The 24,417-nt window shown below is 43.8% G+C and carries 25 protein-coding genes; 8 read left to right on the forward strand and 17 right to left on the reverse strand.

Annotated elements, in window-relative coordinates; translation table 11 throughout:
- Positions 1 to 236: 236 nt before the first annotated feature.
- From QWZ17_RS12405 to QWZ17_RS12420, 4 genes are read right to left on the reverse strand one after another with little or no spacing between them, the layout of a single operon-like run.
- On the reverse strand, positions 237 to 1,034 hold the full coding sequence (locus QWZ17_RS12405) for a DUF1295 domain-containing protein (RefSeq protein ID WP_290305534.1): 798 nt from the start codon (positions 1,032 to 1,034) through the stop codon (positions 237 to 239).
- Positions 1,024 to 1,362 carry a DUF1475 family protein gene (locus tag QWZ17_RS12410; RefSeq protein WP_290305535.1) on the reverse strand — a complete coding sequence of 113 codons (339 nt, stop codon included), beginning with the start codon at positions 1,360 to 1,362 and terminating at the stop codon, positions 1,024 to 1,026. Before QWZ17_RS12410 ends, QWZ17_RS12405 begins: the two co-directional genes overlap by 11 nt.
- Positions 1,363 to 1,375: 13 nt before the next feature.
- On the reverse strand, positions 1,376 to 1,981 hold the full coding sequence (locus QWZ17_RS12415) for a peroxiredoxin (RefSeq protein ID WP_290305536.1): 606 nt from the start codon (positions 1,979 to 1,981) through the stop codon (positions 1,376 to 1,378).
- A 48-nt stretch (positions 1,982 to 2,029) separates the two neighbouring features.
- Positions 2,030 to 2,914 carry a TIM barrel protein gene (locus QWZ17_RS12420; RefSeq protein WP_290305537.1) on the reverse strand — a complete coding sequence of 295 codons (885 nt, stop codon included), beginning with the start codon at positions 2,912 to 2,914 and terminating at the stop codon, positions 2,030 to 2,032.
- 201 nt (positions 2,915 to 3,115) lie between these two features.
- Here QWZ17_RS12420 and QWZ17_RS12425 point away from each other — a divergent pair, with 201 nt between their 5' ends.
- The 3 genes from QWZ17_RS12425 to epsC all read left to right on the forward strand — a co-directional run bounded on the left by QWZ17_RS12425 (position 3,116) and on the right by epsC (position 4,722).
- Complete coding sequence (locus tag QWZ17_RS12425) at positions 3,116 to 3,289, forward strand: hypothetical protein (RefSeq protein ID WP_290305538.1); 174 nt, start codon at positions 3,116 to 3,118, stop codon at positions 3,287 to 3,289.
- A complete protein-coding gene (locus QWZ17_RS12430; protein ID WP_290305539.1) occupies positions 3,286 to 3,759 on the forward strand; it encodes a hypothetical protein in 474 nt (157 codons plus the stop codon). Before QWZ17_RS12425 ends, QWZ17_RS12430 begins: the two co-directional genes overlap by 4 nt.
- A 132-nt stretch (positions 3,760 to 3,891) precedes the next feature.
- Positions 3,892 to 4,722, forward strand: coding sequence for a serine O-acetyltransferase EpsC (gene epsC / locus QWZ17_RS12435; protein WP_290305540.1), 831 nt, complete (start codon positions 3,892 to 3,894; stop codon positions 4,720 to 4,722).
- A gap of 270 nt (positions 4,723 to 4,992) precedes the next feature.
- Here epsC and QWZ17_RS12440 read toward each other — a convergent pair whose 3' ends face one another.
- The 10 genes from QWZ17_RS12440 to QWZ17_RS12485 are packed head-to-tail and all read right to left on the reverse strand — an operon-like array spanning position 4,993 to position 13,523.
- The gene (locus QWZ17_RS12440; protein ID WP_290305541.1) at positions 4,993 to 6,045 is read right to left on the reverse strand and encodes a beta-ketoacyl-[acyl-carrier-protein] synthase family protein; all 1,053 of its coding nucleotides are present in this window, start codon (positions 6,043 to 6,045) and stop codon (positions 4,993 to 4,995) included.
- Complete coding sequence (locus QWZ17_RS12445) at positions 6,042 to 7,232, reverse strand: beta-ketoacyl-[acyl-carrier-protein] synthase family protein (protein ID WP_290305542.1); 1,191 nt, start codon at positions 7,230 to 7,232, stop codon at positions 6,042 to 6,044. Before QWZ17_RS12445 ends, QWZ17_RS12440 begins: the two co-directional genes overlap by 4 nt.
- Before the next feature lie 12 nt (positions 7,233 to 7,244).
- Positions 7,245 to 7,508, reverse strand: coding sequence for a phosphopantetheine-binding protein (locus QWZ17_RS12450; protein ID WP_290305543.1), 264 nt, complete (start codon positions 7,506 to 7,508; stop codon positions 7,245 to 7,247).
- A 6-nt stretch (positions 7,509 to 7,514) separates the two neighbouring features.
- Positions 7,515 to 8,798: an ABC transporter permease gene (locus QWZ17_RS12455; RefSeq protein ID WP_290305544.1), complete on the reverse strand. Its 1,284-nt coding sequence runs from the start codon at positions 8,796 to 8,798 to the stop codon at positions 7,515 to 7,517.
- Positions 8,798 to 9,553, reverse strand: a complete 756-nt coding sequence (locus QWZ17_RS12460; RefSeq protein ID WP_290305545.1) for an ABC transporter ATP-binding protein — start codon at positions 9,551 to 9,553, stop codon at positions 8,798 to 8,800. The genes QWZ17_RS12455 and QWZ17_RS12460 overlap by 1 nt, the downstream gene beginning before the upstream one ends.
- Entirely contained in the window at positions 9,547 to 10,557 is a 1,011-nt protein-coding gene (darH, locus tag QWZ17_RS12465) for a BtrH-related acyltransferase DarH (protein WP_290305546.1), read from the reverse strand. Before darH ends, QWZ17_RS12460 begins: the two co-directional genes overlap by 7 nt.
- On the reverse strand, positions 10,547 to 10,954 hold the full coding sequence (gene DarG / locus QWZ17_RS12470) for a flexirubin biosynthesis protein DarG (protein WP_290305547.1): 408 nt from the start codon (positions 10,952 to 10,954) through the stop codon (positions 10,547 to 10,549). Before DarG ends, darH begins: the two co-directional genes overlap by 11 nt.
- Positions 10,955 to 10,966: 12 nt before the next feature.
- Positions 10,967 to 12,115 carry a dialkylresorcinol biosynthesis protein DarB gene (gene darB, locus QWZ17_RS12475; RefSeq protein WP_290305548.1) on the reverse strand — a complete coding sequence of 383 codons (1,149 nt, stop codon included), beginning with the start codon at positions 12,113 to 12,115 and terminating at the stop codon, positions 10,967 to 10,969.
- A 7-nt stretch (positions 12,116 to 12,122) separates the two neighbouring features.
- The gene (locus tag QWZ17_RS12480; protein WP_290305549.1) at positions 12,123 to 13,022 is read right to left on the reverse strand and encodes a hypothetical protein; all 900 of its coding nucleotides are present in this window, start codon (positions 13,020 to 13,022) and stop codon (positions 12,123 to 12,125) included.
- Between the two features lie 6 nt (positions 13,023 to 13,028).
- Positions 13,029 to 13,523 carry a hypothetical protein gene (locus QWZ17_RS12485; protein WP_290305550.1) on the reverse strand — a complete coding sequence of 165 codons (495 nt, stop codon included), beginning with the start codon at positions 13,521 to 13,523 and terminating at the stop codon, positions 13,029 to 13,031.
- A gap of 230 nt (positions 13,524 to 13,753) precedes the next feature.
- Here QWZ17_RS12485 and pnuC point away from each other — a divergent pair, with 230 nt between their 5' ends.
- The gene (pnuC, locus tag QWZ17_RS12490; protein ID WP_290305551.1) at positions 13,754 to 14,371 is read left to right on the forward strand and encodes a nicotinamide riboside transporter PnuC; all 618 of its coding nucleotides are present in this window, start codon (positions 13,754 to 13,756) and stop codon (positions 14,369 to 14,371) included.
- On the opposite strand, the gene QWZ17_RS12495 is transcribed toward pnuC, so the two are convergent.
- The 3 genes from QWZ17_RS12495 to modA are packed head-to-tail and all read right to left on the reverse strand — an operon-like array spanning position 14,372 to position 16,449.
- Entirely contained in the window at positions 14,372 to 14,989 is a 618-nt protein-coding gene (locus tag QWZ17_RS12495) for an ATP-binding cassette domain-containing protein (RefSeq protein WP_290305552.1), read from the reverse strand.
- On the reverse strand, positions 14,986 to 15,657 hold the full coding sequence (gene modB / locus QWZ17_RS12500; RefSeq protein WP_290305553.1) for a molybdate ABC transporter permease subunit: 672 nt from the start codon (positions 15,655 to 15,657) through the stop codon (positions 14,986 to 14,988). The genes QWZ17_RS12495 and modB overlap by 4 nt, the downstream gene beginning before the upstream one ends.
- 15 nt (positions 15,658 to 15,672) lie before the next feature.
- Positions 15,673 to 16,449, reverse strand: a complete 777-nt coding sequence (gene modA, locus QWZ17_RS12505; RefSeq protein WP_290305554.1) for a molybdate ABC transporter substrate-binding protein — start codon at positions 16,447 to 16,449, stop codon at positions 15,673 to 15,675.
- A 210-nt stretch (positions 16,450 to 16,659) separates the two neighbouring features.
- Between modA and QWZ17_RS12510 the strand changes: the two genes are divergently transcribed.
- The 4 genes from QWZ17_RS12510 (at position 16,660) to QWZ17_RS12525 (ending at position 24,375) form a co-directional block, all read left to right on the forward strand.
- Positions 16,660 to 18,147 carry a glycoside hydrolase family 30 protein gene (locus tag QWZ17_RS12510; protein ID WP_290305555.1) on the forward strand — a complete coding sequence of 496 codons (1,488 nt, stop codon included), beginning with the start codon at positions 16,660 to 16,662 and terminating at the stop codon, positions 18,145 to 18,147.
- 217 nt (positions 18,148 to 18,364) lie between these two features.
- Positions 18,365 to 20,275: a 7TM diverse intracellular signaling domain-containing protein gene (locus QWZ17_RS12515; protein ID WP_290305556.1), complete on the forward strand. Its 1,911-nt coding sequence runs from the start codon at positions 18,365 to 18,367 to the stop codon at positions 20,273 to 20,275.
- A gap of 845 nt (positions 20,276 to 21,120) precedes the next feature.
- Entirely contained in the window at positions 21,121 to 23,001 is a 1,881-nt protein-coding gene (locus QWZ17_RS12520) for a glycoside hydrolase family 30 beta sandwich domain-containing protein (RefSeq protein ID WP_290305557.1), read from the forward strand.
- Positions 23,002 to 23,148: 147 nt separating this feature from the next.
- Positions 23,149 to 24,375 carry a family 16 glycosylhydrolase gene (locus QWZ17_RS12525; RefSeq protein ID WP_290305558.1) on the forward strand — a complete coding sequence of 409 codons (1,227 nt, stop codon included), beginning with the start codon at positions 23,149 to 23,151 and terminating at the stop codon, positions 24,373 to 24,375.
- Positions 24,376 to 24,417: the final 42 nt, after the last annotated feature.

The following is a 24,417-nucleotide window of genomic DNA, read 5'->3' on the forward strand; positions in this document are numbered from 1 at the left end:
TAGCCGAAGTTTTTTCGGAACTCTATTTTATTTCCTCACAACCTGCGGAGGGAATGCGTGTAAAGGCACTAAGGGACAATCTACAAGCGATAAAACCAATGGATGCTGAACGGCAGCTGATTTAGCCCCTAACTCCCCTTCCCCGAGGAAGGAATCGCACAATCCGCTCTTTTTAAAAGTTGAGGAGTAAACTATTGCGGCCATATAAATCGCACAATAAAGCGGGTAATTTTATCCTACCTCTTCTTTTTAAACCAGGGCACAAACACACTGGTGCTGGCCTGGTACGCTTTAAATGCCGCGCCTTTTGAGCGTAGGGATTGTTCTTCGGTGGCGGGGATGCCGGTAACTTTTAATAACAGGTATAGAATAATTGCCGGACTGATTATCGCCAGATAACCATACGGCGAACCTAACGCGAAAATGAAATAAGAAAGCCACATGAGCCATTCAAAAAAGTAATTAGGATGGCGCGAGTAATACCACAATCCTGTTTGGCATATTTTACCCTTATTGGCAGCATCTTTTTTAAAGAAGGCCAGTTGCCTGTCGGCGATGGCTTCGCCGGTTACGCTGATGAACCATAGTATAAATCCGGCATATTCAAATGGCGATAATACTTCTTTTGTATTTAGGCAAACAATGAAAAACGGAATAGCCAATAATACATTGGATATAGCCTGGAACTGGAAGAAGAAAAAGAATTTCTTTTCGGCAATGGGTGCCCATTCCTTGCGCAGTTGCTGGTAACGGCCTTCCTCTTCATCCAGATGCCTGATGATGCGGGTAGCCAGGTGCGTTCCCAAACGTACGCCAGCTATAACTACCATAGCGCAAATGAGCATCTTTCTATCGTGATAGCCTGGAGCTAATAAAAACAGGATGATGGCGATAACCGGGAAATTGTAACTCCAAAAGATATCAACCACCCCGGCGTTTTTTATCTTATACGCCCAAAGCCATACCAGCACCATAATAATGCAGCAAGCCAGCAGGCTATAAATAACCAAACATAAAAGCGAACTATTCCCCATGTTTTTTACCAAATAATTCTTTTAAACCTTCGCCCGGTTTAAGCCGGAATAATTGAATGAGTACAAAAGCGCAACTGGCAATACTACCCAGGGCAAACAATAATATCAGCCATAAAATCTTAATGAAGATACTTTTTTCTTTGTAGCAAACCCAAACAAATATTACGAGTACATTGGCATAAAAATCCCAAAGGGTAGCCCGCATCCAGGGGATGCCACCCAGGTAGTCCCAGTTGGTAAACAAGTTGCTGTTTAAGCTGGTCGTTATCACAACGTAACACATCCATACAAAAACAATGCTGAAAAGAACTTTTAAAAAGTTGATCATTGCCGACGACTGTTTATTTGGATTTGGCCGCGGTGATGAATTTCAGGGCATCGTCGGCATGTTCTTTACCCTGCATCATGGCTTCGTGGGTGTAAACTATTTTGCCTTTCAGGTCAACCACAAAAGTTTCGCGACCTGTCATGAAAAACTTCTTATGGATGCCAAACATATTGTAAACCTTGTTGTCTGGGTCGCTCAGTAGCGTAAATGGAAGTTTATAATGATCGGCAAAGCCTTTGTGGCTGGCAACCGTGCCGCCGTTTATACCAATAACCATAGCGCCCGCTTTGGTAAACTGATCGAAACTATCTCTAAAGGCGCAGGCCTCTTTGGTGCAAACCATGCTTTCATCTTTGGGATAAAAATAGATTACCAATACTTTTTTGCCCACATAGTCGGCAGTTTTAAATTCCTTGCCGTTTTGATCAAGCAGGGAGAACGATGGCGCGTTATCGCCGGTTAATAGTTCTTTGCCGGTTTGTGCCTGTGCCGCGCACGAAAACAGGAACGATGCGCCCAGCAGTATGATGAGGTATTTAAGCATAGTGGTGTTCATTTCCATAACGTACGAGATTTGTGGCAGCCAGCGATTTAATTGCTGATAAAATAAAAAAGCCACCACTTTGTTTTAAAGTGATGGCTGTATATTAAGCATGTAACAAAGTTTTTATACCAGGTTCTTTTTGATATAAGTAATGCTTTTGGTGATGCTGTCAAAAGGATCGCCGGGGCAAATATCCTGCTCAACAAAAAAGTATTTCATACCTGCTTTTTTCGATTCGGCAAGGATCTTTTTAAAGTCGATAACGCCATTGCCTACTTCGGTAAATTTCTTTTCGGGTGTTTTATCCATATCCTTCATGTGGAATAATGGGAAACGGCCCGGGTATTTGTTAAAAAATGCGATAGGGTCTTGTCCTGCTTTGTTCATCCAATAAAGATCCATTTCCATTTTCACCAGGTCGGCATCGGTATCGTTCAATAATATTTCGTACGGGTACTGGCCGTTATCCTGTATAAATTCAAAATCGTGGTTGTGGTAACAAAGCTGAATACCCGCCTGTTTACAGGTTTGGCCAGCTACAGTTAACATATCGGCTACTTTTTTGTAATGGTCAAGGTCGCCACGTTCTGCCTGCGACAGGTAAGCGCAAACCATGTATTTTAAACCTACGGAGGCGGCATCGTCAACGGCTTTTTTCCAGTCGTTAAGAATGGTCCCCATTTGTGATGCTCCGTTAACCTGCTCCTGGCCTAAGCGGTAGTGGGCACTTGGCATCATTAAGCCGGCTTGTTTAAGCGCGCTGGCAAAGCCCTTGGCATTCATGCCGTAAAATAATTCGCTGCCGGTGTAGGTAGCGCCCTCTACTGAGTTATAACCTATTTTGGCCACTTTTTCTAAAGCTGCTACAGGATCTTTAGCCATAGCATCACGTACGGTGTATAATTGCAGGCCTATTAACTTTTTGTCGTATGCAAACAAATTAGGTGCAGCCAAAAGTCCGGCAGATAAAACCGCCGAAGTTTTTATAAATGAACGTCTGGTAATCATAGCTCTGAGTTTAATAATTGATTATGATTGGTGTTTTATGATTGGTTAATGTAAATATAGTGTATTAGCTACACCAAAACCAAAGACTAATATTAAATACAATGGTTTAATTAAACCCCATAGGTGAAATACAGTCATATTGTTACGAACCGCTATCAACCTAAATTGATTTACCATCTTTTTCACCTTACACAATTACTCATGAAACGCCCTGCAAGTTTAGTTTTCATTATTTTACTGTGCTGTTCAATACGCGGCTATGCGCAATCAAATAATTTGGTGATCAGGCTGCGAAGTATGCAGGCTACAGCCAACCTGGCCGATGACGATCCTAACAAAGATTCCTTTGGTTTAAATATAGGCTATGGCAAATGATCCCCGGCAATCATTTTGGATACGACGTTACCGCATTTGCCGACTTTATGAACTACAATTATTATTTTGACAGCAATAAGCGCTTTGAAGGAACAACCCTGTACACCGGCCTTGCTGTAGGCCCTCATTATACTTTTAATCCGCAAAGCGATGTGCAGTTTTCTGTCGGGTTTTCGCTAAAGATGGGTTATAACTGGGGCTATGGTATTGTAAAAGAATATAGTACCCAACATGATGATTACCGTTTTCGATTAGAGCGGAATGTTGTAAACGGCGGCTATTCTGTAGCTTTTGCTCCTATGGTAAGCCTCAGTACACCTTTTGACATTGGCACCCTTGGGCTCGAATTAGGTTACGATAGCTCAAACTTTGGCCAGGGCATCAATAAGCTGCGTTCAAGCTATTATTCGCCTTTAAAATACAATTCTGGTTACTTGTTTTTGGGTGTGTTTATCAGGCTGCATCACTAATAGCTGGATTATCAATGTATCCCTTAATTAGCATATCTATCAATTAAGTAGTTGTTTTTACATGCTAACAACATTCTTTTGTATAAACTTGCATTATATACAGTTGTTTATCCTAAACAACCCTTATAAAACATGAGTCAAGATTTTTACGAGAATATATTTGCCAAACAGCAAAATTTGGAATATGTGCCCTCAAACAAGGAGATCACCAGGTGGGCGCTGCGGGTTATTCATTTATTATATCCCGAACAAACAGCTAAAATGTTTGCCACCGTTGAGGAGTTAAAAGCTGAGTTTGTTTTGCTGGAGGCCGAACTTCATAGCATTATGGAGGCCACCAAAGCCTGCAGCGATTGTGATAATAAGAAACGGGCTGCCGGTTTTTTTGAGAATTTGCCAAAGCTTTACCAGGTACTTAATACCGATATCCAGGCTATTTTTAATGGCGACCCGGCCGCGCGCAGCGAGTTTGAGGTCATTCGTACCTATCCTGGTTTTTTTGCGATATCGCTTTACCGGCTTGCCCATCATTTGTACATAAGCGATGTCCCACTCATCCCTCGTATCCTTACGGAGTTCGCGCATTCTAAAACAGGTATCGACATTCACCCGGCGGCTGTTATAGGCGAATATTTTTATATCGACCATGGTACGGGCATTGTAATTGGCGAAAGCTGCCATATCGGAGCGCATGTTAAATTGTACCAGGGCGTAACCTTAGGTGCCTTAAGTGTAGATAAAAGCATGGCCTTTACCAAACGCCACCCTACAGTAGAAGATAATGTAGTGATTTACTCCGGAGCCACCATTCTTGGTGGCGAAACCGTTATTGGCCATAACAGCGTAATTGGCGGCAACGTTTGGCTCACCAAAAGCCTGCCGCCTAACTCAAGGGTTTACCATACACCCAGTATCCGCATCCTTAAAAAATTATCAAGAAGAATTTTTGGCGAGAAAAAGTAGATAGGGAGTTTGCTTATCGGGCTAAAAATTGATCGGACGTTATTCTGTTATGCTTACCCAAAAAACTGTTTAAAACTTATCCCACAAAGTTTGGCTAAAGCCATCTTGTTGGGTGCTGTTCTTCCGTTCCATAAATGGGACGACAATGAATTTTGAATCGTTTGGTTTTGTTTTTCATTCATTGCCGTTGGGCTTCAGCCAACGGTTCATGTGAATAGGTGATTAAAGGGCTTTAGCCAAAGCTTTGCCAATCAGTGTTTATAAGAGCGGCTATTCTACCAAGCTCACCAGCACACAGCTATGCTGCCCCATTTTGTGGGTATTATAAATGAGGATATTCTTCACCCCATTAAAATCGCCTTGCTTTTTAAGCATATGCTGCGGAACGTTTAACCCATTACCTAAAAAATTACTGGCCAGCCAAAGCGCGAACGATGATGCTGTCGGATACTCGCCGCACATGTGTTTAAACCGGGCAACCGGTACCTGGTTATCCAGTAAGGTTTCACATGCCAGGTAAAAGGGCAATGTACGCGCATCTCCATTTTCGCCGCTGAGCAGCAGGTCTATCTTTTCGCCATTAGGCAGGTTTTGGGATATAAAGCTTTTAATCCGCTCCCGTACAATCACGGTGTCTGTGCTATGTATGGTGGTTATAGCGGTAAGTTTAGCAAGTGCTCCTGTTTTGCTGCCGCTAACGGTAAACATGGTAGCGCCCTCGCCCGATAAACTCCCATTGGTGGTTGAATTGTAAAGCTCATCATTTTGGCAGGCTTCTTTTTTGAACCAGCCGCCCAGCGTATCAAGCGTATAATTATTTGCCGATATTTCATCAACGCCGCCCAAAAGATAGGTATGGCCGGGGTTTTCGTTAATCAGCATGGCTGCATCTATAACCGCATTTTCAAAGGCCAGGCCCCGGTGTACGTGGGTTAGGTTATAGTTTTTATTATTGTTGATGAGCGCTATTTGGGATGATATGGTATTGGGCGTTCCCTGTACAAAGCTGCCGGGCGTAAGCATATCTTCATTATATTCGATAATCTGGTTCAGAAATTTGCCATTCTCTTCCATGCCGCTTACCTGGGTGCCAATGATAATGCCATCGGGTTTAGCCTCATCGGCTAATAACGGTAATGCAGCACCCGAACCCATGCGGGTACTTTTGCTCATGCGCCGTAATGCGTTGCCGTTAAAGTGCGGGTATTTTGGTTCAATGGCATAAAGCTTATTATCCACAGAAAGATGAAGCTGCTCAATATCAATATCGCCAAAGGTTTGCTGGGGCGATATACAGGCGGCTTTATGGATATAGAACATCATGGCTTCGAAAATACTAAGGATGTGCAGTTACCTCCAAAACCAAATGAATTTGACATTACGTGGGTAATAGCTGCCGGCCGATGGTCCAATACGGGCTGCAGCCCGATATCCGCGATTGGTTGGCTAAAATTAAGGTTGGGGTATAATTCCTGCCTATCAATATTTAACACACTGTATACCGCCTCAATTGCGCTGGCCGCCCCGAGGGTATGCCCGGTGAAGCCTTTGGTTGATGCAAAATTTGGCAGCGTGCCAAACAGGTTTAACATGGCCCGGCTTTCTACCTCATCGTTATTTTCGGTACCGGTACCATGAGCGTTTATAAAATCTATATCCGCCGGTTTTAATCCCGCACTATCCAACGCGCTTTTCATGGCCAGGTATGGGCCATCGCCTTCTGGTGATAAGGATGACGGATGGTAAGCGTCATTGGCATTGCCATAGCCGCTTACCTGCGCGTAAATCTTTTTGCCCGCAGCATCGCTTTCCTTTTCCAATACCAGGAATGCCGCGCCTTCGCCTAAATTTAAACCTTTGCGGTTTTGATCAAAAGGTGTACAAGCCTCATCCGAAAGGATGCGCAGGGCATTAAAGCCATTAACGGTGAATTTGGCCAGGCTATCGGCACCGCCAACAATTACCCGGCTGGCAAGCCCAGTCTTAATGAGCCTGCAACCGTACATAATGGCGTTGGCCGATGAGGAGCAAGCCGTGTTCATGGTATTAACTACGCCGGTTATGTTATACCTGTTTTGAATAAACAGGTTTACCGATGCGTAATCAAATGATTTTACGTATTCAATATTTTCGGTATCGCCGTGGGTGTTGGCATACAGTTCGTCGGTAAGGCACATGCCGCCAACGGTTGTGGCCCCAACAAGGGCGGTATCATGTGCTGATAATTCATCAACGGTAAGGCCGGCATCGGCAATGGCTTCATTAAACGCGTGTAACGCAAGCAGCGTGGTACGGGTTACGCCGGGTTGTGTAACGTTAAGTTTGATTTTAAGTTCATCGGTGTTAATCAACACTTCGCCAAAAGGCAGCAAACCGGCATAGCGCGATGGGAAATTGCCCCCGCCTTTAATGATCCCGGTTTTACCACTTACCAACGCGGCATGGTTTTCTTGTACCGAGTGCCCAATAGCACTGATCACCCCCATCCCGGTTACAACAATCCTGTTCAATTTTGCAGCTTTTTATTTTTGCCCGTTTGCTTTTATGTATTCGGCCATGGTGTTTACATCAACCAACACTTTACGGCCTTCTTTAGGGTCTTGTATGTTGATGCCGTATTCGCGTTTCAGCAAAACAATAAGTTCCAGTGAATCGATGGAATCAAGGCCCAGACCGTCGCCAAACAATGGCTCATCGTCTTTAATATCTGCCGGGGTAAGATCAGTTAAGTTTAGAAATTGAATGATCTGAACTTTTAACTTCTCTTTTAATTCTGCTGTTTCCATCTTTATCTATATTAAATTTTTTCTTTTTAAACCTACGTAGGTAAGTGCCTGGAAAACCAGCGTAATACCAATTAACGGGACGATGCTGATCACCACGTCTTTTAACCCCGCACCCTCCAAAAACAAACCGTAATATGCCTCAATGCACCAGTGCAACGGTGATAAGGCGCTTATTGTTTTTAAAGCCCCCGGCATGGCAAATGATGGTACCATTAAACCACCAATGGCCGATAATATCACAATGGATACCGCCCCAAAACCGTTGGCCTGCTCCTGCGTATGTGCAAATACGCCCACGCATATGGCATAACTTACCGCGCAATAGCCAACCGCTATGGTTACTACTACCAGCCCCAAAATATCGGCAGGTAAATTAAGCGCTGGCAAATTAATATACGGAAAAAACCATAACCCCAAAGAAAATATCACCAATGCCTGGAACAATGTAACACATAAATAGGTGATTTGCTTTGATAGCAGGCCTACCGCAAAATTGGTGGGCAATGTTTTTAGCCTGATAAAACTACCGCTTACTTTTTCGCGCACCACGCTACCACTTAATGACATGATGATGAAAAACATGGCGAAGATTGTCCATGCCGGCACATTATGTTGAGTGGCGTTCGGCGCTTTGTTACTACCGTTTTTTGAGACGGGTACCTGGTTAATAGCTGCTTTGCCGTTCAGCATTTCGTTTTCTAACGCTGCAGGCATTTCCTTTTCATTGATGGCAAAGTACAGGGTACGCAGAGTTTCCCGGCTCTCAACAATTTGCAAGGCACTGCCCAAAGCCCCGTTTACCGAAAAGCGGATAGACTCGGGGATTGACGGGTTATAATACAACGTAAGCGGCGTAGCTGCCGAAAGTTTAACCTCTTTAGCCGAATCGGCCTGCAAACCAAAACTTTTCAGGGCTTTGTTTGATGAGCCTTTGGCCTTGGCTTCAATCTTCTGCGTAAAATCTGCCGGGATGGTGATGGCCAGCATGGCATCATTGGTGTGCATCCCATCGGCAATTTGCTGCGGGTTTTGATTGCCGGGTACCTGCGCTACCTTAAACATTCCAATTTTATTGATGGTGGCTATCAGTTGTGTGCTCAGTTTTCCGGCATCTTTATTACAAACTACTACGGTAAGCTTGTTTTTATTCATGAGCTGAAAAGTGCTGTTCTGGATGCTGGTTACCACAATAACCAATATCACCGGCATAATAAACATGAGCGAAATGCCCACCTTATCGCGCAGCAAAATTCTTACATCTTTAATGATAGAGGCCCGGAGCTTAAACATCAGTTGCGGTACTCCTTCCCGGTTAAGTTTAAAAACAGCTCCTCCAAATCCTGGTGACCGTACTCTTCCAACAGGTTATCCAATTTACCTTCCCGTACAATTTCACCTTTATCAACCAGGGCAATCTGCTCGCATAAACCCTCGGCTTCGCTTAGCTGATGCGATGTATAAATAAGTGTTGTGCCGTTATTATTGAGTTGTTTTAAGTAGTCGATAATGGCATGGCGGGTTTGTACATCTACCCCAACTGTAGGTTCATCTAAAAATAGTATCTTGGGGTTGTGGATAACGCCGATAGCCAGGTTAACCCGGCGTTTCATTCCGCCCGAAAAATTTTCGACCGCTTTATGACTTACTTCAGTCAGGCCTAAAATCTCCAATAACTCTTCAGAGCGTTGGGCTATTTGTTTACGGTTTAACCCGTACCAGGCTCCAAAAAATTGTAAATTTTCAATTGGGCTTAGTTCCTGATAAAAGGAAAAATCCTGTGGTACAAAGCCAAACAGTTTATTTACCGTTTTGCTTTTTGTGCCGATTTTATGGCCCAATAGCTCAATACTGCCGGTATCTGCAATCAACAGCCCCGTCATAAGGTTCATGAGGGTGGTTTTACCTGCACCGTTTGGTCCGAATAATCCAAAACGCTCGCCCTCAGCAATCTTTAAATTAAGATCATGATAAGTAACCCCCGAATTACCGGGATAATGAAAACCAAGGTTTTCGATATTTACCGCGAGGGACGTGTTGGTTACCATTTAATATTTTTGAGGATGGTAAATGCTTTCTTTTCAATTTCGGCAATTTGTAACAGGTAATCGCCCATTACATTAAAATCTTCCTGGCTGCCAATGCGGCCTTTGTATATGCCTGCGGCCTGCACGGCTGCTGTACGCCATAAGTCGCCACTTTGGGTAAACATTTCGGATGCTTTTAACAAATCGGCATTAGGTAGGTAATCATTAGCCTGCTGCAAAAAGGCAGCGTAGATATACCTGAAACCACCACCGCCGGTGCCAATTTCTTCCTGCATGCGAACCAGTTGGGCAAGGTACAAGCCAGCGGTTTTTAGTCCGAGTTTATCGCGCCAGGCTTTGATTTTTCGGCCGGTGTATCTTATCCCGCTTACACCCGCGAAAGGGCCGGGGATAGAGATCATATTAAAAGCATTCTTTTTGATGCCGCTTTTAATAGCCTGCCTTATCTGATAGTCGGTGATTTGCTTTTGATTGCCAGGATAATACAATTGCCCTTTTGGTGCCAAGGCACCTTTAGCAAAGCGGACGCGCTCCAGCTCATAGCTTGTTAAAGTAGTAGCGTGTTCCATAATAGGATCGCTAATGAGGTAATTATCGTCTTCTTTGCCAAAAACAATCAAATTGTGGGCATTGAAGTGAAACCTGTACTCTTTAGGGAAATATGATAAATAATACACTCCTACCTGCGCGCCAACAGGTTGCCCGGCTTCCAGGCTCTCCATTAAAGCCGCTTCAGCTTTTTCTTTTGAGCTGAATTTTTTTTGAACCACTGGTATGCCCAGCGATTTGCAGGTACGGTTAAATATAAAACCCGGCATCGAGCGAAATGCTATGGCCGGTCCGTTGTTTATTTTTATCAGCGGTACGTATACAAAAAACAGTCCGGCACCAATACCAAAAGCCAGTGGCTCGGTAATTTTTCCGTTCGATATCTTTTTTAATAAATTACTGGTAACGCCCGATTCGCAATGTGCAGCTTGTCCGTGTTCAAAATCAATCTTCATGCACATCCATACTTTTTAGCTCGGCAACCTTTACATTAAAGGCTTCGGCATATTTTTTTAAATCTTTTTCTGATAATTTATTAAATACATCGGGTTTCAGGTGGCGCTTAATCTGCCATTTCCAAAAACCCGTATAATCTGCAACAATACTTGTATCCATTAACCGCAATTCCATAAAAAACAGCAACGGACTGGCCTCGCCGTTCAAAACCTTTTGTTTTGCCTGCGCAATGCGGCCCTGTATTTCTTCCCAGGCCACATCAAGCGCCGTGATTTTTACATCCCAGCCATCGCTTAAAGTAGTTACGTATTTACCCGTGCTATCGGTTGCGTAGCAAACTTCTTTTGTGATTTTACCAAGCGAACTTAAATCCTGGGGTACGTTTTCCTGTTTCATGGTTTATAAGCCTTAAACAACCGTAAGCATGGCATACATGTAAGAGAATCTGGAGCTTTCGGGCACCAACAACAAAATCTTTTCGCCAACTTTTAGTTTGCCGCTATGGAATAATTCGTTGATCATTAAATAAACCGAAGCCGCGCCAACGTTACCCACGGTATATAGGTTCATAAACCATTTTTCGTAAGGGATACCGCCACCATAGATCTCAATCATTTCATAGATCTTCGGGCGGAAAAAGTCGCTGCTGATGTGGGGTAAAAAATGATCGATATCATTAACGCCCAAACCGCGTCGTTCAAAAATCTCTTTTATCTTTTGTCCACCCAGCGGTACAATATTATCGCTTAGCAAGCTGATATCCTGTTTTACGCTGAAGATAGATTTATTCATCACCTCCTCTGGCGTAAAATCCATAAAGCCTTTCAGGCTACCATCCGGCTGCTTTTCGGCGCCCATATACATACAGGCATCCATTTCATTGGCGTAGGATACACCTTCAATCCAATCTAACCGTAAGCTGATGCCGGTTTCGTTAGGTTTATCGGTCATTAAAAATGCCGATGCACCGTCGGACAGCATCCACCTTAAAAAATCCTTATGAAATGCGATGTACGGGTTCTCGGTAAGTTCCTTGAGTTTTTGCGCTTCTTCTTCAAACACATCAGATACCAACAGGCCCGAAAACCTTTCAGACCCGGTAGCAACCGCTTGTTTGGCTTCGCCCGATTTGATGGCCATGTACGCATATTTTAAAGCATGCATACCCGCGCAGCAAACACCGGCCGGCGATACTACTTCAATAGCGCCGGTTTCTGGCAGCCAGCCATGCGCCATTACCCCGTGGCTTGGCATCATCTGATCTGGTGATGAAGTACCGCATGATAGCAAATCTGTATCCTCAATTTTTGCCGAAGTGTTTTTAAACAATTCTTTAACAGCCAAGGCAGTCATTTGCGCGTTGGTGTGGGTAGCTTTATGGTTTTTATCTAACGCGTAGTACCTGGTTTTGATCCCATTATTCCTCAAAACAATCTTTTTTGATTTGGAGGGTTTGTTGTCGATATAACCCAGGTACAGCTCCATGTCATCACTTGCAACAGGCTCGTTAGGCAAAAAAGCAGATGTGGTGTTTATATAAACCTCGTTAAAAGACATGCAGATGTTAATTTAGTTGTAAATAATAATTCTTTTTAGCCTCAATCCGTTGGCCAAAAAATGGTTTTATAAAAATCATATCCAGTATAAGCAGGATAGGCGCTCCCACAAACAGGGCAACAAAAAGATAATATTTAAATGCCGCTATCCATGGTGCCTTATTTTTGCGTTTGGCAATAATTTTGGCCCATACCGCGAAAATGATTTTAGCTTTTCCTTCTATAAACATCAGGGGGTAGTTAATGTTTACGGCATTTTGGTTCATAAATGCATCCTGCAGGCTATCCCAGTAATTCAGCTCCATGTGGCCGGTTATAGTGCGGCCAAATTTAGCAACGTCAATAATTTCCTGCTCATCAATACCCGGCTTAGGGAATATATTCAAATAACGCTCTTTTTTACCCGTTAGCATCCAGTAAAAAATGGTGATAAAACTTATGGGATTCAAATGCCTGTCGACCAACGCAATATTACCAACTAATTTTGCGCTGGTATTTTGTATCGATTTACGGAAACGCTCAAAAGCATTGAGCCACATGTTGCGTGCCGCGCTAATGGTTACCACGGGTGTACCCGCCAATACTTTAACCAGGTCGGGATGATTGATAAGGGAGTTTGAAGGGATACTTGGCGATAAAAACCAGGGTTGATAGCCAATGATAATCAAATCGTATTTAGATTCTTTGAGCGTAAAAGGTTGGATCTCGGCAGGCACGCTGAGTACACAATCTGGCATCACACTAAAAAAGGTTGAACCTTTCCATGGGAAGTTATAGCTGTTCACCATTTTAATGGCCACCTTCTCTACCAAATAACCGGCATCAATTATGGGCTGCGTAAGCGAATCAATGATTTCGCCCATCTGGCCCGATTGGGTGTAGTAAATGGCTAAAACTTTTTTGCTCATTGCGGTTTAGTTTAGGTCTTCGGCCTTCAAAACTTTTGATGTTTTGCTATAATCAACAATAGCCCGCTGCACAACCGGCGATAGGGTTTTAAAGTTTTTTACTACCAGCTCTTTATCTTTTTCAATATCAGCCTTGTAATGCACAATTTTAGGCGCTTTTTCCTGTATCACCAAACGTAAAAAATGCAGATCGGTGTTTTCGGGTTCGGCAAGCAGGGCGGTTTCCAATTTAATTCTGCCGGCTTTAAAGAAGGCTAACTTATCTTTGGGTTTACCGGCCAGGCTTGCCTTTTTCATCAACAAAGCACCCTCATAACCATTATTGCCGGCATCGGCCAAAACAGTAAGTTCCTGGTTTATTTCGTCGATATTATCAGAAGCCATGGCCTTGTAAAAAGGAGCCTTCTCTAACTTTTGCGCGCGAACGGTAGTGCAATTCAGTATAAAAACAAACAAAAAGGCGCAGGCAACAGCCAAACGTATTTTCAAATAATTTCTCATAAACCTTACCAAATGTAATAAATAAAACAAGCTGTACAAACCAATTGAGGCATTGGTATTATAGCCATATGCCCAACCCATTTAAGCTCATTTAGTTTTTTATTTTTTTTACCAATGGCTATCAATGTATTAGTAACAGAGGTATAAATTGATAAAAGGTTTAATTTGCGGGTTATGCAAAGGCCCCCGGGCATTGCCTCCTGACTTTCCTTTTATATATTTGAAGGTAAATGCAAGTCCTCTCCATTGGCAGTCACATCATCCGGGAAATTAAGCAAACCAGTTACCTGGAATGGCTTGGCGCTGTAACTGGTATTGGTTGCGTGTACCTGGCCGCCAGGCAAAATATCTGGAACTGGTTAATTGGTATTATCAGTGTACTGGCTTACCTCATTGTTTTTTTTGAAAACGGGTTGTTTGGCGATGCCGGGTTGCAAATCTACTTCCTGGGCACGGGGATTTATGGCTGGTACTTTTGGCTCCGTAAAAAAGAGCGGCAGGAAAAGCCGGTTATTAGCCTGAATTTTAAAGAGTATAGCCTAATAATATTGGCTACGTTGGTCCTGGCGGCATTGCTTGGTTTGTTCCTTCAAAAACTCACACCAAGTAAGGTGCCTTACATCGATGGTTTTTGCACCTCGGTAAGTTTTATGGCGCAACTGCTCATGACCCGTAAAATTCTTCAAAACTGGGCGCTTTGGGTATTTGTTGATATTTGCTACATACCGCTGTACATTTACAAAGGCCTGTACGTTACCGCAATTTTATACATCATCCTGTTGGTACTGGCCAGCACAGGCTATCGCGACTGGTACCGGGAGTACAAAGCTTTAAAACCGGTGCAATAATTATTCAAATACCAATTCATCGGCAGCCCAGCCATCCAGCTCTTGTGGATTATGGCTTACTATAATGGTGGTGGTGCCTAACTGTTTCAAAACTATTTTCAGTCCGGCTATCAATTCGGTTTTCATTTTTGGGTCGAGGGCCGAGAAAGGTTCATCCATCAACAGCAATTTGGGTTTGGTGGCCAGCGCTCTTAATATGGCTAAACGCTGTTGCTGCCCGCCAGATAGGTATTCTGGTTTGTGGGTTTCCAGTGTATCCAATTTGCCCAATACCAATAAGCGTTTTACCCAAAGTTCATCAGTGGTAGCGTATTCCAGGTGTTGCCTCACGGTCATGTTAGGGAACAGCGCGTATTGCTGAAACACAAAACCGATATTCCTTTGCTGCGTTGGGATGTTGATTTTAGTTCCCGCATCAAACCAGGTAGTCCCGGCAGCAACTATTCTTCCCTTTTCGGGGATTGTTAAGCCCGCTATCACTTTCAAAAAAGTAGTTTTCCCCGAGCCGGATGGCCCGTATATTTTGGTTACGCTACCTGCGGCAAACTGATGATTAACCTTCAGCACCTGTTGGCCTTGATAGGCTTTAAGCTTTTTTTCAATGTTTATGCTGATCATCCTAAGGGGCTTTTGGCTTGATATTTATTAAATACAAAAACCGATATCACCAGTACAAACGTAATGGAAAACAAAATAAGCGAATAATTATTGGCCGAAGCATAATCCATTTTTTCTACCGAATCATAAACCGCTATAGAGGCAACCCTGGTTACGCCCGGGATATTGCCGCCTATCATCAGCACCACACCAAACTCGCCTAAGGTATGTGCAAAAGTAAGCACAATGGCCGTTAATAAAGATGGTTTAATATTGGGCAGCAGCACGCTTTTAAACGTTTGCCATGGGCTTTTACCTAATGTATACGATGCTTCGGCTAATGAAGCAGGCAATTGTTGCAATGCCGATTTTACCGGCCCAACCATAAAAGGCATGCTGTAAATTACCGATGCCAAAACCAACCCCTGGAACGAAAATACAAACTGCACATCGAAACTATCATGCAGCCATTTACCAATGCCGTGCTGCGGACTAAATGCCAGCAATAAATAAAAACCCAACACCGATGGTGGCAGCACCAATGGCATGGTAATAATAGCCTCAATAATGATTTTAAAAAATGTTTTACCCCGCGAAAGCCACCAGGCAAACGGAACGCCAATAACAATTAGCATAGCCGTAGTGATGCCTGCTAATTTTAAGGTGAGCCAAATGGGCGATAGGTCCATTAACAAAAATAACGCTTATTGTACACGGTAGCCATAGCTTTCAAAAATACTTTTTGCAGCGGGGCTTAAAATGTACCGGTAAAACTTTTCAGCAACGGGATTGCCGGCGCTGTGTTTTAATATCACCATGCCTTGTAAAATAGGGGAGTAATCTTTTGGATCAATAATTTTGTAAAACAACTGCGTTTTGCCCGCGGCCTCTTTGATAAACGCCTGGGTGGTAAAGCCAACATCGGCCACACCGGTGCTTATGTAAGTGTTAACCTGCGATATGCTTTCGCCATATACTATTTTTGATTTTACATCATCCAAAATACCCTTACGCTGCAAAACCTCTTCGGCTGCTTTACCATAAGGGGCGATGGAGGGGTTGGCTATAGCTATCTTTTTAACCCTTGCCGTTAACAAAAGCCGCTCCCAGTTATTAAAGCCGATATCTTGCGAGCTGCAGATAATTAAACTGCCTTTGGCATACACCACCGGCTTTTGCAGGGCGAAGCCATTTTTAAATAAAGCATCAGGGAAACTCATATCTGCCGAAAGGAACACATCAAAGGGCGCGCCGTTGCTGATCTGTGCTACCAGCTTGCCCGATGAACCAACAACAGGATCGATAGTAATGCCCGTTTTTTGTTTAAAATCTTTTTGCAAAACCTCAATTACCGTTTGCAGGTTGGCAGCCGCGGCAACCCTCACATTTTGAGCCAAAGCCGGTAAATGTGCCAAAGCGCAAAAGGCAAATAAAAAAAATATGTTTTTTATTGCCTTGTTATTGTATTGCTGATGTTTCATCGCTTTTTGTTTTTTCTGTTAAGCCTGCAAAGGTTTACTTGGTATTAAAGCGTATCAATAACGCCAAAACAAAGCCTTTGATACGATAACACCACAAATATATACTTGTTAAGCGGTTAATTGATTTATATATTAGTGATGCTTAATCACCAATTTAACCCAAATTTAATATCAATTGAAAACAATTTAACCTGTTTTTATAAACCCGTTATGAAAATAAATTTAACCAGAACTGTTATTACCTCCATTGTTACCCTTTGCGTTTTTAGCGCGGCATCGTGTGGTAAAAAATCGTCTGCAGGCACTGTTACCCCTACTAATCCAACTACCCCAACTACGCCAACCACACCGCTTAGTAGCGATGTGGCCATGTGGCTTACCACTGCCGATCAAACCAACGTGTTTAGCAAGCAAAACGTGTCAATTAACTTTGGTACCAGCGCTGCTTCGGGTCCGCTCATCAATATCGATGCGGCAACTACTTACCAAACTATTGACGGTTTTGGTTATTGCCTTACCGGCGGCAGCGCCCAGGTAATTAACCTGATGAGCGATGCGCAAAAGAACGATTTGCTTACCGATTTATTTGCTACCGATGGCACGCACATTGGTGTAAGTTATTTAAGAATAACCATCGGCGCATCAGACTTAAGCGCTTTTGATTATACTTACGATGAGGTAACTCCCGGCCAAACCGATGTCGACCTCAAAAGCTTCTCTATCGACCAGGAAAAAACTGACCTGATCCCTATCCTGAAAAAGATCATCGCCATAAATCCCGCTATTAAAATATTAGCTACGCCCTGGACGGCCCCTACCTGGATGAAAACCGCGCCGCTTGGCGAAAACGGCTTTAAAGGTGGCAGCTTAAACACGGCCTATTATGATACTTACGCCAAATATTTTGTAAAATACATACAGGCCATGAAAGCCCAGGGCATAACCATTGATGCCGTTACGCCGCAAAATGAGCCGCTAAATGCCTATAACAACCCGGCCATGACGATGCAATCAAACGAGGAGGCCGATTTTGTAAAAAACAATCTTGGTCCGCAGTTTAAGGCAGCAGGCATAACAGCCAAAATTATTGTTTACGATCATAATGCCGACCATACCGAGTACCCTACCGATATTTATAAAGACGCGGTAGCTAACCCTTACATTGATGGTTCGGCATTTCATTTATATGCGGGCAGCATTAATTCTGTTTCGGCCGTGCACGATGCTTATCCAGCTAAAAACCTTTATTTTACAGAGCAGTATACCCCGGCAACGGGTGGTTTTGGTGGCGATTTATCGTGGCATGTAACCAACCTTATTGTGGGGGCTACCCGCAACTGGTGCCGCAATGTGCTGGAGTGGAACCTGGCTACCGATCCATCGTTCGGGCCGCATACAAACGGGGGCTGCGATGGTTGCAAGGGGGCCTTAACCATCAATTCGGCAACATCGGTTACGCGCAACGTATCGTACTATATTATTGCCCATGCATCTAAATTTGTGAGGCCCGGCGCTGTGAGGATAGCGTCTGATTATCTATCAGCCTTACCCAACGTAGCTTTCAGAAACACAGATGGTTCAACGGTGTTGATCGTATTAAATTCGGGTACCAGCCAACAAAGTTTTAGTTTTAAAATTGGCGGCAAAACAGCCACTTCAACTTTGGATGCGGGCGCGGTTGCTACATATGTATGGTAAGTTTTTGAACTTTATAAAAGATATTAAAAAGTAATAGGAAACATAGCCGCAATTTGATAAAAAAGTGTTTTAAATAACTGTATTATATACCTTTAATAGGAATATAAAAATAAAAATATTATCATTGTACCCGGCCTGACGCTAACCAACTAACCAGCTTTCGTGCCTGCAAAACCAAGTTGCAGGTACGAAAGATACTTACCCTGTTTACCTGTGTATGTACAAACTTTTAACAAGAGTATTTACAACTTTTTTCCTGTTATTTTTTTGCAACACAATACGCACATCGGCTCAAACTGTTGTACAGCTTAATGATAGCGTAAAGCAACATATATTTGAGTACAAGCAGGTTTACTACTTTGAAGATACTACCGGCAGAGTGCCTTTTAACCAGGTAAATATCTCCGCTTTTGACGCCCGTTTTAAAGTAAACCCCGAGCCAACCCCGGTAACACGCAACATCAATTCTGCTTATTGGTACCGCATCAAAATAGGCGGTAACCTTAACACCAAAAACAACTGGCTGCTGGAGTTTTTTGATCAAACTATTGATAGTATTACCGTTTATTCGCCCAACGCGCAACATCAATATACAGCCACGCTTTTAGGCAGCAACCGCCCGTTTGAAGCCCGTTTTTATCACCACAAAAACTTTAGTCTTAATTTGGTTAACCCCAAAACCGGCGATGCGGTTTATTATATCCGTATCCGGTCGCACCATTCGGTAAACGTAATTATGGTGTTGCGTACCGTAAGCTGGTTTATAAGTTACGCCCTGGATGAGTATTTCTTTTTCGGCGTTTTTTACGGGATGATATTGGTTTTTGGGCTATATAACCTCATGATGTTTGTGGCCATGCGCAAGGTGCAATACCTGTACTACATCGCCTATAATATCAGCATCGGCCTTTATGAAATGTGTGCCGATGGTATTGCCTACCAGTACATTTGGCCCAACAACCCGGTTTGGAACCACTATGCCTATGGCATAGCCCTTTTTGCTGCCAGTATTTTCGCGGTGTTATTTACGCAAAGCCTGCTCAATTTAAAAATCAACGCGCCACGTTTATATAAAGCTACCAGTTGGATTATTGCCTTAAGAAGCTTGTTTTTTCTGGCCTGCCTTACCATCAATAACAGCTGGTTTAATTACAAGATTATTGAGTTTATACCGCTGTTACTGGCCTTTTACAGCGGGTGCTACACTTGGGTTAAAGGCTATAAGCCGGCAAGGTTTTTTGTGATAGGCTATTCGTTTTTATTAACCGGCTTTATCATAAAAAGCTGTATTGCGCTAAACTGGTGGATATTGCCGGTTACCGAGTTTGCCTACTACAGCCTGAGCGTTTGTTTTATTACCGAAATGCTGTTTATTTCTTTTGCCATAGGCGATAGGGTGCGGATACTGAAAAAGCAAAAAGATGACGCCCAGCTGGCTATTATTGCCCAGATGAAACAAAACGAGGAGTTGAAAGACAACCTCAACAAACGCCTGGAAGAGCAGGTGCAGGAACGTACTAAAGAGCTCGTTGAAAAATCATCAATGATTGCCGACCAGAACGAAGAGTTACGTTCTGTTAATGAACTTTTACAGCAACAGGCCGAAGAAATTTCGAGAATGAATGTGTTATTGGAGAAGGATAATATCATTCTGCACAACGACATTGAGAAAGTAACGCATGACCGTGTAATGTCGGCCGAGGTTGACTTTGAAGAGTTTAGCAAAATTTACCCCGATAGGGAAACCTGCTTTAAATTTCTGAGCGATTTGAAATGGGAAAACGGTTATGCCTGCCGCAAATGCAGCGGAACCCATTACGGCGGCGGTCATTTACCTTACAGCAGGCGCTGCTCCAAATGTGGTTATGAAGAATCGGTAATAGCCTACACCATTTTACAAAACACCCGCATCCCCACCAATAAAGCCTTTTACATGATCTTTTTGATGTACTCCACCAAAGGAAAGATCTCCTCACATAAATTATCAGAAATCCTGTCTATCCGCCAAAGCACCTGCTGGGCTTACAGCACCCGCATTAAAAAAGCCATGGAAGCCCGTAAAAAAGAGATCAAAAACGCCGGGGCCAAGGGTTGGAGCAAGCTGGTAATTGATAATAGCGCGGATTGAAACCTTTATTTCTTCAATAGAAATCTGCTGATTTTACAACGCCCGATGTTAATTCTTTTCTTCCTTTTTTTAGAAGCTGTTTAAAAACGGATACGAAAAGAAATTATAGCCCAAAATCGCCATTGCTTCGTTATTCCTTCTACCTATGGCTTATCGTTTAAACGCTGATTACGACTCACCCGGTCTACGCTTCGCTGGACCACCCTCTCTCCGGCAAGCCGCAAAGAGGGTTAAAGAAACAAAAATCTTCTTGCCCCTCTATGCGACGCAGTCGGAGAGAGGGGCAGACGGGCGTAGCCTCGTCGGGGTGAGTCGTCTGCGCCTTGTTCACATCATGCTGTCCTCCAGATATCGGGAATCTTACCAGAGGCAATAACAATCTGTTTTCTTATTTTTAAACCCCTCTCTTAGTGTTGCCTAAACACTATAGCTCTATTTAAATCCAACATCCTTGTTTTTTCTTTAAAATTAATTGCGAAGTAAGCGTATCGCAAAAAAAAAGCTATTTCCTAAAATATCGTTTTAAAGCGTTTTAGTATTGGTTTTTAATATTTATGCTCCTGTTGTCTAAGCGTATCGAAACATTCATAATGTACTATATATCAGTTATTTATAAATATTTTACTTGCTTATTACGTTTAAAATAGCATAAATTTGTTTTACAGTTATAAACCATATATACACCTGCCTTCCAGAAAAATAGTTTTAAGCACAGCCTTTTCGCTGTAGCTTAAGTATTGATGTTTTAAGCATTGGTTAAGCATTTTTGTGGACTTAGCCTTTGCGTAGCCGGTGTTTTGTGGTGGATTTTACCGTGCAAATCAATTAAACCAAATAGTAATTTTATGAACATCAACTACAATTTAAAGCGATTGGCAGTCCTCACCCTGCTACCCGCAACATTGCTGTTTTCCTGTAAAAAAGATGCCAATACAGGGGCGGCCAAAACACAGGAAACAAGCAGTGGTACCGTTAGCCGCGCCGCTAATGAGGGGGTAAACGCCTGGGTAACCACATCCGATCAATCCAAACTATTACAGGCCCAAACCAGCTTCAATTTTGCTGCCGATGCCGGCACTAATGCTACTACAGTAACCGTGGATGAAAACACAACTTACCAGGGCATAGATGGTTTTGGCTTTACCTTAACCGGCGGTAGCGCCAGTTTATTGAACGGACTTGGCGGTAACCAGGCCGCGGTTTTAAGCGAACTTTTTGGAACCGCCAACGGGCAAATCGGTATCAGCTATCTGCGTATCAGCATCGGCGCGTCTGATTTAAGTTCAAGCGATTTTACTTACGACCAGGTTTCCGGCGACGTAAACATGAACAGTTTCAGCATCAGCCAGGAAAACACCGATCTGCTGCCTATTCTTAAAAAAATCATCGCCATAAATCCATCTATCAAAATTATAGCCACCCCATGGACGGCCCCAACCTGGATGAAGGTTAACACCACAGGAAATAACGGCTATACCGGTGGCAGCTTAAACACCGCGTACTACGATGCCTACGCCCGGTACTTTGTAAAATATTTACAAGCCATGCAGGCACAAGGCATCACTATTGATGCTATTACGCCTCAGAACGAACCGCTTAATCCATATAATAATCCAAGTATGGTGATGCAGGCCAGCGAGGAAGCTAACTTCATTAAAAATAATCTTGGTCCGCAAATAAGGGCGGCTGGTTTCGCCACCAAAATCATCGCCTATGATCATAATACGGATAGGATTGATTATCCAGAGGCTGTTTTAGCAGATGCCGGTGCAAACCCTTATGTTGATGGTTCGGCATTTCACTTGTATGCGGGTGCCATTGCTTCATTAAGCGATGTGCATAACGCGTATCCCGCTAAAAACGTGTACTTCACCGAGCAATGGGTAGGCGCGCCAAGCAATTTTGGCGGCGACCTTTCATGGCATGTAAACAACCTGGTAATTGGCGCTACGCGTAACTGGAGCCGCAACGTTTTGGAATGGAACTTAGCGGCAGATGTTAACTACAATCCGCATACCGCCGGTGGTTGCAGCACCTGCGTAGGTGCTATAACCGTAAGCGGCACATCCATTACCCGCAATGTGGGTTATTACATTATTGGTCACGCGGCACGTTTCGTTCGCCCGGGAGCTGTAAGGATCTCCTCAAATCTATCCGGCGATATCCAGAACGTGGCTTTCAAAAATTCTGATGGCAGCAAGGTACTTGTCGCGTTAAACAGTGGGTCGGCCAGTGTTACCTTCAAAGTGAAATGGGGTGCCGAATCTTTCACTTACACCCTGGCAGCAGGCGCGGTAGCTACTTTTAAATGGAGCGGCACGCAATCAAGCGGTTCATCATCCGGCGCGCCTATCGGTTCGATAATTACCCTCAAAGGCATCAACAATCAATATGTAAGCAGCGAGAACGGCACTACAGCCATGAACTGTAACCGCCCAACCGCATCGGCATGGGAGCAGTTTACCGTGGTTGATGCCGGTGCGGGCAAAATAGCGCTGCAGGGGATGGGCAAATACGTATCGAGCGAAAACGGTACCCAGGCCATCACCTGTAACCGTGCCACTTACGGCGACTGGGAAAAGTTTGACTGGGTAGTAAACGCCGATGGTACAATTTCCTTGCGCGGCAACAACGGCAAATACGTAAGCAGCGAAAACGGTACCCAGGCCATGACCTGTAACCGGGCAAGCATATCTGGCTGGGAAGCGTTTGGCGTAAATAAATAAAAAATGTAGAGACGCAATATTTTGCGTCTCCTGCTTGCAAATCAGACTTGCAAATTTGCTTGCCTGGTGGGAGACGCAAAATATTGCGTCTCTACATTAAAACATAAATCCCTGCAATCCACCAATTATTTACCAAATACAAACATTATGAAAACAATCTTAAACTTAAAAAAGGGTGCCTACGCGCTGCTGGCCATAGCAGCTATGGCCACATCCTGCAAAAAAGACCTCAACCATGCATCATCACCGGCCAATGTAGCTGCGGCTCAGTCCAATCAAACTACTACACCAAGAGCGGCCACGCTTGTCTGGAGTGATGAATTTAACGGTACCAGCGTAAACACCGCCAACTGGAACATCGACAATGGCAACCCCGGTGTAAACAACGAGAAAGAGTATTACCAGGCCGCGAATGCAACGGTATCGGGCGGTTATTTAACCATTACAGCGCGTAAGGAAACCGTGGGCGGTCAGCCGTATACTTCGGCCAAATTAACCACAGCAGGCAAATTTCAGCCCACTTACGGGCGTATTGAAGCCAGCATTAAACTGCCTGCCGTACAAGGCACCTGGCCTGCGTTTTGGATGTTGGGCGCTAATATTGGCACCGTAGGCTGGCCACAATGCGGCGAAATTGACATTATGGAGCAGGTAAATACCTCTAACACTATATTGGGTACCATGCACTGGTATGTTAACGGGCACTCGCAATATGGTGGCAGCACCACCACATCGCCAACGGGATTTCATACTTACGCGGTGGAGTGGGATACCAACTCTATCCGCTGGTATGTTGATAATACCTTGTATGTAACCGGCAATATCGCTGGCAACATTAACAACACCGGCGCTTTCCATAATCCGTTCTTTATTATTCTTAACCTGGCTATCGGCGGCGATTTGCCGGGCAATACCATTAATGATGGTGCCCTGCCCTGCAACATGGTGGTTGATTATGTGCGTGTTTACAACCTATCGGGCAGTAGTACTTCGCCGCCAATAGGCTCAAACATCACCCTTAAAGGTTTTAACAATCAATATGTAAGCGGCGAAAACGGTACACAGGCCATGAATTGTAACCGTGCTACCGCTTCGGCATGGGAAACTTTTACCGTGGTTGATGCCGGCGGTGGTAAAGTTGCCCTGCAAAGTATGGGCAAATATGTGAGCAGCGAAAACGGTACGCAGGCTATTACCTGTAACCGCACCGCGATTGGCGATTGGGAAAAATTTGATTGGATTACCACCTCTGATGGTAAGGTAACCCTTCGGGGCAATAATGGCGATTTCATATCGAGCGAAAACGGCACGCAACCCATGACCTGTACCCGTACAACAGCATCGGGCTGGGAAGCTTTTGGAATAAATCAATAGTTATCATTTATATTGGCCTGCCTTTTATAAACCAAAGGCAGG

The sequence above is a fragment of the Mucilaginibacter flavus genome (assembly GCF_030409315.1).
In the GTDB taxonomy this organism is placed as follows: Bacteria; Bacteroidota; Bacteroidia; order Sphingobacteriales; family Sphingobacteriaceae; genus Mucilaginibacter; species Mucilaginibacter flavus.